Source organism: Bacillus sp. ISL-4, assembly GCF_018613275.1.
GTDB classification, from domain to species: Bacteria; Bacillota; Bacilli; order Bacillales; family DSM-1321; genus Peribacillus; species Peribacillus simplex_E.
Genome location: NZ_JAGGQN010000010.1, coordinates 74,778 through 89,089 on the forward strand (window position 1 = coordinate 74,778; position 14,312 = coordinate 89,089).

Sequence of the window (14,312 nt, forward strand, 5' to 3'; positions counted from 1 at the left end):
CACCTTGGCTGCAATTATATCCATCTAAGTAAAATTAATTGCAATGAATAAAGAGCTAAATCATTGTAGACATGATAATCTTTATCAAAATTCTACTTTTCTGTTCAACAAAAAACGCTTATTCGTGAAGATCGATCATTTAATTAAAGGTTGCTGAAGGTGCCTCGGATAACCTTTCTGGACCTAGTTTTGTTGAGAAGGATTAATGACAGGAATGGCGCTGCTTTTGGATTACAATGTGGAAATCAGATAAATGAAAAAGTCGTATTAGTGGAATTCTATGAGTAAATGCATAAATCGCCAATTTTGCATAATTATTTTGTTCTTTTTTCATTTTCGAGAGCAAAAACTTCTATTTATTTGTTGAACTAAGTTGCAGAAAGTTGGATGGTTTCGGGGCAGAAAAACGTGAAGAAGAACTCTGCAGACCTCCACAGAGTTTCTATAAGCTTTCAACTAATTTTTTGGGTGACAGAGCAACTTACCTTTGAATATGTGCAAAGAATTTTCCCTTAAACTTGTTCAATTTTTGTTTGATTCCAAGTTTATAAATACCTGGTCTTTTCACCCTTATTTCCTAAATGTTTTGTTCCCATTTTCCCTGCACTCTAGAAATCGTTTAAAATTTCATTGCTGGTGCATATGTACGAAAAAAGGCTACACCCAGTAGGTGCAACCCATCCAAAAAAAATTGGAAATGAACAATTTATAGTGGCAAGGCGCCGAATTCAAGGTTCCATTGTAATATATTCAGCTCCATGTTCTTTTGCCCAATTATGTATATAACTGAGTAGACTATATCCAAGGCCACTAGGACGATGATTTACATCAGTAACCAAATCTTGTACAAAAACATAGCGTTCATTATATGAATCTTCACGCCAGCTAATACCTGCTAAAGCTACGATGCTTGTATCATGATATAAAGCAAATAACTGTTTACCCTCCTTACGCATATCATTTAATAATTCTGGATATTCCTCTAAAGTTAAATCAGTTCGTAACTGACTCAATATAGGATAAGCCTGTAAGAATTGATGTTCTACAGTTAACTCTACTATATTTTCCACTGGTATTTTCATACGAAAATTCTCCTAACCTTTTTAAATTTAATTGCTTTGCCTTCCCTTTATGAATCTGGATTAATTTTCTGACATATAACCAAGGGTAAATTAAACGTCAAATAAATATTTTTCAATAATTGTGTGTTTAACAGATTCCTATTCTTTTCCTTACTCAATATACACACAAGAGACATACACGAAAATAATATGCAAGAATCGTACCAGTTCAAAAATCGCGAAGGAGCGCATCAGTGGAAAGTTTAAGAAAAAGCGTGATAAGTAATATATTCTTCATTCGTATTGTTTTGTCTCGCTAATGCCATCACTGATTACCACTCATTTATTGTGTAGTTCCTGTGTGTTTTATCACTACTATCCTTGAACATTTTGCCTCGGGTTTAATATTTACGCAGGTTATAAACAAGCATACATAATACATATAGGAGTGATGCACTTTTTAAAATACAGGTTGTTTATTTTCTATTTTAAATCTAGCAGTACTAAATAATTGGCAATTCATTGTATTTCTTTTAAAGCGATTTCGCGATATATTTCTATACCTTTACCAATGAAATTGGTTCTAATGACATATCGGAATTTTGAGGTGAATCCCGGGAAAAGCGGGCCCGGATAATGAAACGGGGATGGATTGTTGAAGAAAGGCATTTAATTTCTGTGTGAATAACTTTAAAATGAATAGCCCAAAATAAGGAGTATCGATTTTTGGTCTGGTCATGCCTTTATTATTGTTTATTACGACTAAATTTAAAAATATCTTAAAAAGCACCATGGTAGCCAACAATTATAACACTGATGTGAGTTAGAGGATTAAAAAAAGAACATCCATAAAAATACCCTCAAAATTCAATTTGCCGGGTTGCATCTGGCTGAATTGGATATGATCGTAATGAATATTTACCAATGAGGTGAGTATATTGAAACATAAAATAATCATTATTTTTAGTCTGGTTTTTATAGCATTCATGACTGGTTTACTCATCTTTTATCTCATAAAAGGTGATTCTTCGCGATGGATGGTGGCTCTAGGGGGAATATTGGTAAGTGCCTTGCCCATTTCATTACTGTTTGTAAAAAATAACCCCTTTAACATTCCAATCATAATCGGTTATTATGTTTTTATTTTCTGTACGACATTTTTAGGATCTATCGCAAATTTTTATGGTGATTTTAAATGGTGGGACTCTGGCGTTCACTTTTACAAAGGTATCTTCGTGGGTTTTGTTGGGATTGTTCTTTATAAACTATTCATCCCGCAAAAAGCGAGAAAAGATGTTTCAAGGTGGGTCATCTTTCTTTTTGTTCTCTCACTTTCAGTCATTGCCACTGTTCTTTGGGAAATATATGAGTTCGCAGGAGATCTCACTTTTACTCATACCATGCAGCGAGGCGGTAATAAAGATACCATGTACGATATAATTTTCGGTCTTACAGGCGGATTGCTTATTTCCATTTATTCTTGTGTACAAAAATTAAAATTATGATGATTTGTTGAGGTAATCATATGAATCGTAAGCTAGTTATTTCATTAAGTTTGGTGTATGTACTTTTCATGGCAGCATTATCTATTTTTCACTATACAGCCGATGAAACTTTCAAATCACTGGTTTCGATAGGCGGTGTGGTATGTGGGGCAATTCCCCTATTACTGGCCCTATTTACCAAGCTTCAATTCAATCTGCCAATTATCATTTCCTATTTAATCTTCTTATTCAGTTCACAATTTTTAGGTTCTATTTTAGGTTGGTATGGACTGGGGTGGTGGGACACATTATTACATTTACTAAGCGGTTCCCTTCTTGCTTTTACGGGAATTGCTTTATATGAACGAATGGTATACAGAAATGCAGGCAAAGAGATATCCCCTTGGTTTGTCTTTTTGTTTACCCTCTCTTTCTCAGCACTTGGTGGTGTCATATGGGAGATCTACGAATTCAGTTCTGATCAATTATTCGGAATGACACTACAAGGCGGGGGAAATAAAGATACAATGATTGATTTAATCGCGGATACTATTGGAGGACTTATCATTGCAGTGTGGGCCGGAGTGCGGACAAAGATTAAGTTAAATATAAAAAAACGTTCCAGTTGATTTCAGAAATCCGCTCCCTTTCCGCCGACTGTCTGCCAAGCCTCATCAAAGCAAACGTCTTCGGGGTCTCGGCTAAACAGTTATTCGGCAGGAGTGTCGCAAATTTCTTCAATCTAATGAGGTTTCATCCCATATAAAACAGTAAACAAACATAGGTAATCATTCCCTCAGCAAAACGAGAAAAGGATACGGGATGAGACATTAATAACACCCTTTTGTCAACAAACAGAAACGACCATCATATCGATGGTCGTTTTATGTTCATTTAAATATGATGGAAATTATTTTTTCCGTCGTCATCGCACTATCTACCACATACGTTCCAGGTCGTAATCCGTTGGCCTTGCCTTTCTTTTCAACCGCGTCGGAAAAATCATAGGCATTTTTAATGACTTTTGCCTTTTGCAGGTTTTTACCCACATCGATGCTTGTCGAGCCTTTAGACACAGTAAGAACTGTACGGTATATGATTTTTTCTGCCGGTTCTTTTACCGTTTCTTTTTCCGCTTCCGCTTTATCTTTAAGCGACTGTGCTTCAGCAATCTGATCTTCCCATTCTTTTTCGGAATGTATGACATACCCTTCTGAAGCCAGAGACTCTTTCATTTCATCTTCTGATAGTTTCTCCGATGTGCCGGTCGCTTCACCTGGACCAAAGAAGTACACTGCACCGCATAAGCCTGCTGCAACAACAATGCCTCCGGCAAAGCTGCGCATTGATTTAGATGTCATTGGCCACATTTCTCCTTTCATTCTTCGTTTTTATGTAAGGAGTAAGCATGCGTTCTATTTCATCTTCCGGCTGGTTTGTCTTCAGTGCGATGCTTTCAAATGAATAGCCTCGCTTATGTAGGTCGAGTACTTCACGCAACAAGATCCGCGTTTCGGAAGACATTGCTAGAACGCCTGCCTCTTGCACCGTAATTTCAGCATCTATCTCGATGTTCCTGATTTTTTCCTGTAATACATTCATTTCATCTCCAAAAGTGATAGCAACCTGTTCCAATTGACTGTCCACTTTTACAGAATCCTTTTTAATAAACGATAAAATGAACAGTAATACTGCTGCAGCAAACAAAATGATCAGAGCCCATTCCATCATTCTATGTCCCTCCTTAATCTTTGAATCTAATATCTCGCTTTCTAATTATATATTGATTTGTTCCAAAACTCGATTTAAAAGAACAAAATACCACAATAGTCACGTATTTATGACATAAGAAGGCGCAGGATGGCCATCCATAACTATTAATGATGAAAAAACGAAAAACATGACTTCCATTTGAGGACCATTTTACCATAATCCATCCATCATTTATACCATTGTTAATATATTAAGGCAAATGTTCTTTATTTGGCATCCTCATACTGCAAGAACGCTGTCTATCTGAGTTAGTTCAACACATATAATTAGGCATTCCATTCATCACCCACATACGTCAATTTCGTTTACTTTTCCCTAAAAAAGTCCATGGGGTATATTAAATGACAAACACGTTTCCAAACGATAAGATATATATTATCAGGTTCCTTTTCCTGTTTCATTAAATAGGTACAATTTTTTTAGTGCCATATACTTATTGGGTTCATGCAAGATAATAAGGAGGAAACAATGAATATCAAAATAAATAATATACCGGGCTTCATGCAAGCCGAACTCGAACAACTTCAATCAAGATTGTCCCCCTTGTTGAAGAAAAATATGAAATACGGTTTTTTTTCGACGGTGATGATAGGCTTTTCCATCATTAATCTTTTTTTTCTTTTATTTAAGAACGAATCTTTACCCATCTCGAAAATCGCACTTGGAATCTATGCATTGGTGGGAGCTGTAGGATTTGCCTTATTAAAAGAAAACAAACACAACAAAAGGGAAATAGTGAAAATGAGTCAAAAATATATGTTGGAGAGAATCAAAAAAAGCAGCTATTTAACAGATGCCAGAAAAAGTAATTACTTTAAAAGAGTAAATGAGCATCCGCTTAATGCCATGAATGTTTTTTTTGAGTTTCTTGCAGAAGAACAACAATGGAAGAACAAATCCTCACACCCGGAATAAATAAAAAGCAGTTCGCAAATTTCATAACTTTATCGGTCGTTCAAATAAGCAAAAAAAGTCATCACAAATAAAACAATTCAACCAGTATGCTCCGGTAAACTACCGAATCACACTGGTTGGTTGCTTAAGAGCTATTAAATTTACAAGTTTCTCTATTAACGTTTCTTTTTTAAGTACTTTCCAATTGGCAGCTCGTTAGTTCTGGAGGTTATTATCAATAAGTTCATGAAAATAAACTGCAGCATGTTCAGTCGGAGAAAAGATACCATTTGTAAATGCCTCGGAACTTAATCCTTTTTGCAATTTTTCCACCAGTTCAAAATCTTCCTGCCGTACTTGATCAACAAATTTAAAATATTCTTCTTTTTCTATGGTTGTTTTTTCATCGAGGGAGTAATCACGATAAATACCTAACGACGTCTCAGCATCAACAGGAATTACTTGAATGGTATTCACGTTCCCGTCTCCTGGATAAACGTTAATCATCATATTTGGCCAAACCCAATAAAAACGTGCTTGGTCACCCTCACCATTCTTGCTTACCGTCATATATTGATAGGTGAATTTGTCGTGTGTCGTTGTACAAAAGTTTGATAAATCAAAAGATTTTGCAAAGCCAGGATGAGCAATGGAACAATGATCACATTCAAGGTAATTGTCAACAACAGCTTTCCAATTAGCTTTAACTACACGGCGGGTTTCCCTAACTAGTTTCAGTGAATCAAAGAAGGGATACTCTTTCATTTCCTCTAAAAATTCCTGATATGCTTCTGCCATAGAAGGTGCATTTTTGTCTAGATTGACAAAAATCATAGCATTCTGAACTTCTAAGCGTATGGATTTCATACAGCTGTGTATGCCCAGTTCATTCGTTTTAAAATTAGGAGCTCTATAAACACTTCCATCTAATTTGAACGTCCATCCATGGTATCCGCATTGTAAAATTTTTTTATTTCCTTTATCGGAGTTTTCTACTTTCATTCCGCGATGAGGGCAAATATTGTAGAAAGCACGCAGTTCACCATCGGTACCGTGAGAAACGATAATAGGCTCTCCGGCGATATCCAATGTCATGAAATCACCCACTTTTTCAACTTGGCTTGCATGCCCCGCTAATATCCAGCTCTTTCTAAAAATTTTTTTTCTTTCTTCATCGAATACCTTTGGATCAACATACCGTGAATATGGGAGTGTAGGGCTGAACTGTACATTTTCTTTAGTGGACATATTGAAAATCCCTCCTGTATTATGCTCTAATTTAAAGTTTAAAAAACGCATGGTACAATTTATTGTTATACCCGATCCATATAGACTGTCTTGACTTCTGTATAGAATTCAACGGCACTCTTCCCTTGTTCACGGCTGCCTGCACTTGAATTTTTACATCCGCCAAATGGCATTTGCGGTTCAGTTCCTGCTGTTTCCGAATTGACATGGACAAGACCCACTTCGACATCTTCAATAAACCTTTGAGCCGCCGTTAAATTATTCGTGCAAATTGCTGCGCTCAATCCATACTCTGTATCATTCGCCATCATAACTGCTTCCTCATAATTTCCTGCCTTAAACAGGGCGATGACTGGACCAAAGATTTCTTCACGTGCAATGCGGGCATGCTGAGCAACATTTTCAAAGATAGCCGGTCGGACATAATAACCGTTCGCCAATTCCTCTTCAGTCGGAATCTCTCCTCCACACAATAGTGTTGCTTCTGATTTCCCAGCATCAATCATTTTAAGCACGCCATCGCGTTGTGATTTAGATACAGCGGGACCAATATATGTTTCTTCGTTGAGCGGATCGCCCACTTTTAATTCTTTCGTACGGGCGACAAGACGGTCACGGAATGCTTCATATATTCCTTCTTCCACAATCACCCTGCTAGTGGCTGTGCATTTTTGCCCAGTGGACTTAAAGGCTCCGCCTACGGCAATTTCCACTGCTTTTTCTAGATCAGCATCAGCTAGTACGACGAGCGGGTTTTTCCCTCCCATTTCCACTTGCACTTTCTTCCCATGTTCAATGGCTTGTTTTTGAATTTGCTGACCTACTTGATTCGAGCCGGTAAAAGATATAGCCTTCACATCAGGATGTTCCACTAATGCAGCACCAATGACGGAACCCCTTCCGAATACACAATTAATGACTCCAGCCGGAAGACCCGCTTCATCAAATGCTTTTATTACATGATAGACCGACTTAGGTGTAAGATCAGCCGGTTTAATGACGACTGTATTTCCGTAAATCAGGGCAGGCGCCAATTTCCACACAGGGATGGCAATTGGAAAGTTCCATGGTGTAATCAACCCGACCGGACCGAGCGGGGTACGGGTTGTGTACAAAAATGTATTGGCATTCGCCGAAGGAATCACTTCCCCAAGTGGCTGCCGGGCTTCAGCAGCATAATATTCAAGAATGCTAGCAGCTCGATTGGCTTCCCCCATCCCTTCCAAGAATGTTTTTCCTTCTTCCTTTATCAAATCCCGACCTACTTCCTGCATATTCTTTTTCAAAATATCAGCTGCTTTCTGCAAGTATGAAGCCCGTTGCTGAAACGATAGTTTTTTCCAAGCAGGAAATGAACTTTTTGCGGCAGCCACTGCATCATGTAAGTCTGTGGCCGCACTGGATGGAAATTCCCCTAAATTTTCTCCATTATGGGGACTAAGATTTGCCTTATACTCCCTAGTAGTTGGTTCTTGCCATTTTCCGTTAATATAATTTAAGTAACGCATACGATTTCCTCCCACATTCTATTGATGGTAGATTTTCTTTATGGTTGCACTTTGTCGGCATATGAATAATAATTTCTATTGAACGAAATCATTGGGCGGTTCATTCGATAATGCCGGAACCTCTATTTTCCTTCTCGTATATCTAAAATAGTAAAATATATAGCAAGCAACGACGAAACCTAATCCCCAATACAACGAATTACGCTGTGTCGGGTCATAAGCGGTGAAAACGAAAATACCTAGACACATAAGGATGCAGAGAATCGGGACAAACGGGAAGAAAGGTACTCTATACTTCAAATCTTCAACCTTTCCGCCTGCTCTGATATACTGTTTACGGAATCTGTACTGTGCGAACGCAATCGCCATCCAAGTAAGCACCCCTCCAACGCCGCTTATGGAAAGCAGCACAACAAATAACGTTTCTTCCGCTATTACACTAGTAAGTAGCGACAGCAAGGCAAAGAACATTGTGATGAGCAAGGCATTAAAAGGTACGCCGCTCCGATTGAGCTTTCCAAATGCAGAATGCGCCATACCATTTTGGGAAAGGGAGAAAAGGATCCTGGTACAAGCAAACAGACCCGTGTTCCCAACAGAGAGTACCGCCGTCAAAATTACAAAATTCATAATGTCAGCTGCATAAGGAATGCCTACCATTTCAAACACGGTAACAAATGGGCTTTCCAGTACCCCGACTTCTTGCCACGGAACGATAGCCGATAGAACAAAGATTGCTAGGACATAGAAAAGCAGCACACGTATTACGATGTTTCGAATCGCTCTCGGAATGCTTTGTTGCGGGTTTTCCGTCTCTCCTGCTGCAACGCCCATGATTTCCGATCCCTGAAATGCGTATACGACTGTCATCATCGATATAAACACACCAGTGAATCCTTTAGGGAATAGTCCATCACCTATAAAATTGGAAAAGAACGGGGCTGGTTTTGCATCCTCCATATGAATCAATCCAAACATCGCTGCCGCACCGATAATTATGAATAGAATAACGGCAAGTACTTTAACTCCGGAGAACCAATACTCTGTTTCTGCGAAACTTCTCGTTGTTAAAGCATTTATAGTGAATAAAAGTACCGTAAATATCACACACCATATCCATACTGGTATATCGGGAAACCATCTAGTCATGAGCAAACCGGCCGCTACAAATTCCAAGCCTACGTAAAGAGCCCAGCTCAGCCAATAAATCCAGCCAATTACAAAACCAGTGGCGGGTCCAATAAATTTCGTTGCATGGACCTGAAAGGAACCGGACACAGGCATCACTACCGATAATTCACCGAGACAAATCATCGCCAAGTACATTAATACACCACCGACCAAATAAGCAACAATCGCTCCTGAGGGTCCAGCTTCACTGATTGCATATCCTGATCCCAGGAAAAGACCTGTTCCAATTACCCCACCTAAGGAGAGCATGAATAAATGTCTACTCTTCATTGAACGCTGTAATTCTTTTGGCTGACTTTCATGTTCCGTTTGCATGAATTCCCCCCCGTTTCTGATCGATAAACTGCCTGAACACTTTTATGAATAACACAAGTTAACGGGAATTCCCCGATAACGCTTCAGAAGGCTCTGCATATTCCGGCAAGTCGCTGATTGTCGGTTTAAATATTTCATAAGCTACTTCTCTTTGATATTTATTTTGGTTTTTAGCTTGTGTAAACAAGTGATACGTATTTTTCCTGCATAGTTTTTCAATATCATCAACGACAGCTTGTGGATTTGGTTTAACTAGACCGAAAATAACCACATCATAAAATCTTATCGCCCCCAGGTTGGCAACGAAATCATTGACAACATCAATTCCTCTTTGTTTTATGATTTCGTCTCCCTCAGAAGAAAGGGGAATGTTTGCCGCCTCCACAATCAAGCTCGCTTTTACGCTTTTAGCATTAGATCTGTGGATGACATCCTCCAATGCGGACGGAATTAAAATGTCGCACTCTATGTCGAGCCATTCCGTGTTTGGACTTACATCATAATGCGGTTCAAAAAAGGCTTTATCCATTTCTCCGTACATGTTCTTATGATCTATGAGCTTTTGGACATCTAATCCTTCTTCACACGTTACCAAAAGAGCTGCATCGGAAATTCCCACAACTTTATAACCTAACTGGGACATTTTCAATGCACAGCTTGCTCCTACACAGCCGAATCCTTGAATGACAACTCTCGCTCCACCTTTTCCGCTTTTAAATTTCCATGCCTCATCTGCGGAAAATGCCACACCATAGCCTGTTACGACATCGTTTAAAAACAACCCGTCGATTTTTGTCGTCAACAGTTCATCGAAGTCTTTTATCCCTTGCAGAACATTCGGATTCTGCTTCATTGATTTCGTTAGTGGGATATCAATACCAAATTCATTAAATATTTTGAGCACATCTTCATATTTGGTACCTAAATCACTGCCTAAAGATACCCCTATATCTATATAAGGCATCATCGCAATCAGAAATCTTCTTAACACTGCATATGCATCTGGCGCTTTATAATCATAGGCAATGCCCGCTTTACAACCGCCAGTCGTCTCAGACTCACAGGCTACATACTTATAAGCCATAGCCTCGGCCAACCTTTCGACCTCTTCTCTTGTAACCGTTGGGTGCATTCTTGTACCGCCGCCTGTGTAGCCTTTTACAAAGTTATGGACGACCAGCCAGCCTTTAGCATCTGTTTCCGTATCATTCCATTCCAAAACTAAATATGGTTTTAACAAGTATGAAACCTCCCTTAAATATCTTACTTTTATTGGTTCCTGCTAACTTCCAATGCAAACAATACCAAAGCAGTCATGCCGGTAATTAATTGTTTGATACCAGCTTTTCGTTTACTTCCTTCTTGTCTTGGCCTACAGATAGAACCTTTGGATTGACTGCAACTTCGATTACAGCCGGCAGCCCAGAAGTAATCGCCCTTTGCAGCGCTGGCGCAAAATCACTATTTTTTTCAACCTTTTCACCATGTGCTCCGAATAAGCGGGCCAATTCGGCAAAATCAGGATTAGACAAGTCAGTTCCAACGACCCGATTTGGAAAATGCTTTTCTTGATGTACACGAATTGTTCCGTAAGTATTGTTGTTGACAACAATTGATATGGTCGGAATTTTATACCGTACAGCGGTTTCAATCTCTTGGAGAGTCATCATAAAGCCGCCATCTCCTGAAATTGATACAACATGTTTGTGAGGCTGCGCCAGCTTTGCCCCAATAGCAGCAGGCAGTCCATATCCCATCGCACCCGACGTTGGCCCTACGTATGTGTTTTCTTGTTCAAAACGGTAATATTTGGATAGCCATCCGAAAAAGTTGCCAGCATCATTAGTAATGATAGTATCCTTCGGCAGACAGACGGCAAGATCATGCATCAATCCGTCCATATCCACGAAGTCTTCTGTGTAGTCAGCCTTCGGTTCAGAAAATTCCATATATTTATCATGCAATTCTTTCAAATGATCTTCGCTTGAAATAATAGATCCTGGTTCTGGCGCTTGTATGGCTTGTTCCAAGAAGCTCCTGGCATCTGCTTCAATGGCAAGAGAAGGTGCATACACTTTACCAAAAATATCGGGACAAATATCCACATGGATCAGCTTTGAATTTTTAGAAAGCAATGTGTAATCTTGTGTTCCTACTTGAGAGAATCGTGTCCCTAATGCCAAAACTACATCTGCATCCCGGATTGCATCAAGTAAATATTGTGGTGTCCCAAACCCAAGCCATCCTGCATAGCAAGGATGTGAGTTCGGAAACGCGTCAAATCGACGGAAAGCTGTAACGACAGGAAGTTTCTTTGCCTCCACAAACTGTACAAGCAACCTGTTGGCCTTAGCATGAATCACACCTCCACCAGCAATCAATACGGGACGCTCCGCGTTTCGTATCATATCCATCGCCTGCTTCACATCTTCCATATGTGGTTGAGGAGGAAGCGAGCGATAAGAAGGATTTATGTTCAACTCTGCCTCATCTTCTAACATGTCATGCGGCAAAGCCACCAATACAGGGCCCGGACGCCCCGATCGCGCAATATGGAACGCCCGTTGCAATAATTCCGGGATCCTTTCCACACGATCGATCTCTACCGTCCATTTACATAAATGACTGAAAAAACCCGTCAAATTCACTTCCTGGAATGCTTCCTTTTCTTTAAAAGGGCGTTCGACTTGGCCAATAAGCGCAACCAAAGGGGTTGAGTCTTGAGCAGCAGTATGAATGCCGATAGCTAAGTTTGTAGCACCCACTCCACGCGTTGCCATACAAACTCCTACCTCTCCCGAAGCCTTGGCATACCCTTCCGCCATAAAAGAAGCACCCCCTTCATGCCTGGCGGAAATAAGTTCTATTTCAGGATGTTGATATAGTGCATCCATTACACTAAGATAACTTTCACCTGGTACACAAAAAGCTTTTTTTACCCCTTCTTTAGCCATTACTTCTACGACTGCTCTTCCTCCACTGACTTTCATAATCAAGCCTCCCGCTTTCAAGTACGTTTCATTGTTCTAGTAATTTATGATTATATTAAAATTGGACTCATTCCCACTATCATTGAACTAGTTTTGTCCATACCTGAAGCTTGTTTATTATCTACTTCCATCCCAATTGATATTTTTCTTGTAACGGCACTCACTCCCAAAGTTACTGCAATGTTGATGAATAATACAGCTAACCCTACATCAAGATCTTGTATTACTTGCGGTAGAGATGGAAATAAAGTAGCAAGTGTCGTACCTGAAGTAGTCGAGTATATGACAATTAGAATTCCAACGACCATTCCGGCAAAAGCTCCTTGTACGGTAACGGGGTTCTTTTTCCACAGACTAAAAAATAATGCTGGAAACAACTGTGCCATGAAGCTATATGCCATAAGATACAACGTAAAAATCGAATCCCCGCCATTAAACGTAAAATATAGAGTCACTATAGAAATGACAGGTACTAACATCCTGCTCAGTCTTTGAAGCTGTACATCCGATGTATTCGGCTTCCACACCTTATATACATTTTTGGAAAGTATCGTGGCAGTAGCCGTCAACACGAGTGAACTAGGTATAAGGGCGGCCATCGCCCCTGATGCTCCAATAACCCCAACAAACCAGGGATCAAATGACATCTTCGCCATTTTAAATAAAGCTAAGTCTGCTTCTGCCCCCTGTAAATTCGGAACTTGGAGAATCGCAGAAAAACCAATAAATAACGAAAATATGATGATTACTTGATAAATTGGCATAACCCCAGCATTCCAACGAAGTGATTTTGGACTTTTTGCAGAGAACACTCCCGCCAACATATGAGGAAACATATAGAATGCCAGTGCGGTCATAATTGTAGCTGAAATAAACCAAGAGATACTCAAACCTTGTTCCGGGAAAATCAAAAAACCTTGTTTTGCTGTATCGATTGCTTCAAACATCGGCTGAAAACCACCGTAATAATGAAGAGGAAAATAAATCCCCATGAAGACGACAACAGTCAGAATCATGATATCTTTAATGACCGCGGTCCACGCTACTCCATGCATCCCTGAAGCAGTTACATAAATTGTAATTGCAATGACACTTACAACTATAGCCACATTTGGCGAAATGGACCCATAGGAGGCTTCCGATACGATAATTCCTAACCCTTTTAATTGCATGATCAGATATGGAATAATCGAAATGATGCTAATTACCGCCACAAGAACTCCTAAAGCCGGACTATTGTACTTTTTATCATAAAAATCAGATTGAGATATGACATTATTTTTTTTTGCATATCTCCAAATAGGCGGCAACAACCAATAGGCGATTACAAAATAGAAGCAATTGAAAGCGTATAAGGCAGGAGGCATACCTGATCTATAAGCTCCGCCGCTTGCCCCCAAAAACGTATATGTCGTAAACATTTCACCTGCTATCAAGAAGAAGAGCAAAAAGCTGCCGAAACCTCTTCCGCCTATAGCCCATTGTTCCAAACTCATATTTTTACCTTTTCGAGCTTGAAGCCCTAACCAAATACACAGAACCAGAAAGAAAAGGATAACAAGCAGGGCTTCATTCATCAGTCTTCTTCCTCCTCGGTTGCAGGATCAAGTTTATTAGCAATTATTAAAAACACTGATGTAAGACAAACCCATAATATGGCCCAAAAAAGAACAAATGGCATCCCTAAAACATAAGGTTCAATCCGATTGATAACCACAAGCGAGCCAAGTGCCGGAATTGCACTTATCACAAAGATTATTTTCTTCATTTGTTCACCATCCTTATCAACAAATGCCAGACTTGAACCAACCAATCCTTCATTTTCTGAAAAAACAGATATTTTCATCT

General features: G+C 39.4%; 13 protein-coding genes. 3 read left to right on the top strand and 10 right to left on the bottom strand.

Features of this window, described 5'->3' with window-relative positions:
* Positions 1-728: 728 nt before the first annotated feature.
* Positions 729-1,082, bottom strand: a complete 354-nt coding sequence (locus J7J00_RS06700) for a GNAT family N-acetyltransferase (protein WP_214789104.1) — start codon at positions 1,080-1,082, stop codon at positions 729-731.
* Positions 1,083-1,990: 908 nt separating this feature from the next.
* Here J7J00_RS06700 and J7J00_RS06705 point away from each other — a divergent pair.
* Together J7J00_RS06705 and J7J00_RS06710 are read left to right on the top strand one after the other, a co-directional pair.
* Positions 1,991-2,566, top strand: coding sequence for a DUF2238 domain-containing protein (locus J7J00_RS06705; RefSeq protein WP_309487148.1), 576 nt, complete (start codon positions 1,991-1,993; stop codon positions 2,564-2,566).
* A gap of 20 nt (positions 2,567-2,586) precedes the next feature.
* Complete coding sequence (locus J7J00_RS06710) at positions 2,587-3,174, top strand: DUF2238 domain-containing protein (RefSeq protein ID WP_214789110.1); 588 nt, start codon at positions 2,587-2,589, stop codon at positions 3,172-3,174.
* Between the two features lie 261 nt (positions 3,175-3,435).
* Here the strand turns inward: J7J00_RS06710 and J7J00_RS06715 are convergent, their stop codons facing one another.
* Together J7J00_RS06715 and J7J00_RS06720 are read right to left on the bottom strand one after the other, a co-directional pair.
* Complete coding sequence (locus J7J00_RS06715; protein ID WP_214789113.1) at positions 3,436-3,906, bottom strand: endolytic transglycosylase MltG; 471 nt, start codon at positions 3,904-3,906, stop codon at positions 3,436-3,438.
* A complete protein-coding gene (locus J7J00_RS06720) occupies positions 3,896-4,276 on the bottom strand; it encodes a hypothetical protein (RefSeq protein ID WP_286201217.1) in 381 nt (126 codons plus the stop codon). Before J7J00_RS06720 ends, J7J00_RS06715 begins: the two co-directional genes overlap by 11 nt.
* A gap of 510 nt (positions 4,277-4,786) precedes the next feature.
* On the opposite strand from J7J00_RS06720, the gene J7J00_RS06725 reads away from it, so the two are divergent.
* Positions 4,787-5,233 (top strand): DUF5392 family protein, encoded by a 447-nt coding sequence (locus J7J00_RS06725; protein ID WP_214789116.1) that lies wholly within the window; start codon positions 4,787-4,789, stop codon positions 5,231-5,233.
* A gap of 195 nt (positions 5,234-5,428) precedes the next feature.
* Here J7J00_RS06725 and J7J00_RS06730 read toward each other — a convergent pair whose 3' ends face one another.
* The 7 genes from J7J00_RS06730 to J7J00_RS06760 form a co-directional block, all read right to left on the bottom strand.
* Positions 5,429-6,460, bottom strand: coding sequence for an aromatic ring-hydroxylating oxygenase subunit alpha (locus tag J7J00_RS06730; RefSeq protein WP_141993513.1), 1,032 nt, complete (start codon positions 6,458-6,460; stop codon positions 5,429-5,431).
* A 65-nt stretch (positions 6,461-6,525) separates the two neighbouring features.
* A complete protein-coding gene (locus J7J00_RS06735; RefSeq protein WP_214789119.1) occupies positions 6,526-7,968 on the bottom strand; it encodes an aldehyde dehydrogenase family protein in 1,443 nt (480 codons plus the stop codon).
* Positions 7,969-8,043: 75 nt separating this feature from the next.
* A complete protein-coding gene (locus J7J00_RS06740; protein WP_214789122.1) occupies positions 8,044-9,474 on the bottom strand; it encodes an amino acid permease in 1,431 nt (476 codons plus the stop codon).
* 58 nt (positions 9,475-9,532) lie between these two features.
* Entirely contained in the window at positions 9,533-10,714 is a 1,182-nt protein-coding gene (locus J7J00_RS06745) for a Glu/Leu/Phe/Val family dehydrogenase (RefSeq protein ID WP_214789125.1), read from the bottom strand.
* Between the two features lie 85 nt (positions 10,715-10,799).
* The gene (locus J7J00_RS06750; protein WP_214789127.1) at positions 10,800-12,464 is read right to left on the bottom strand and encodes a thiamine pyrophosphate-dependent enzyme; all 1,665 of its coding nucleotides are present in this window, start codon (positions 12,462-12,464) and stop codon (positions 10,800-10,802) included.
* A 50-nt stretch (positions 12,465-12,514) separates the two neighbouring features.
* Positions 12,515-14,041 (bottom strand): sodium:solute symporter family protein, encoded by a 1,527-nt coding sequence (locus J7J00_RS06755; protein ID WP_214789130.1) that lies wholly within the window; start codon positions 14,039-14,041, stop codon positions 12,515-12,517.
* The gene (locus J7J00_RS06760) at positions 14,041-14,310 is read right to left on the bottom strand and encodes a DUF3311 domain-containing protein (RefSeq protein ID WP_309487149.1); all 270 of its coding nucleotides are present in this window, start codon (positions 14,308-14,310) and stop codon (positions 14,041-14,043) included. The genes J7J00_RS06755 and J7J00_RS06760 overlap by 1 nt, the downstream gene beginning before the upstream one ends.
* Between the last annotated feature and the right edge of the window lie 2 nt (positions 14,311-14,312).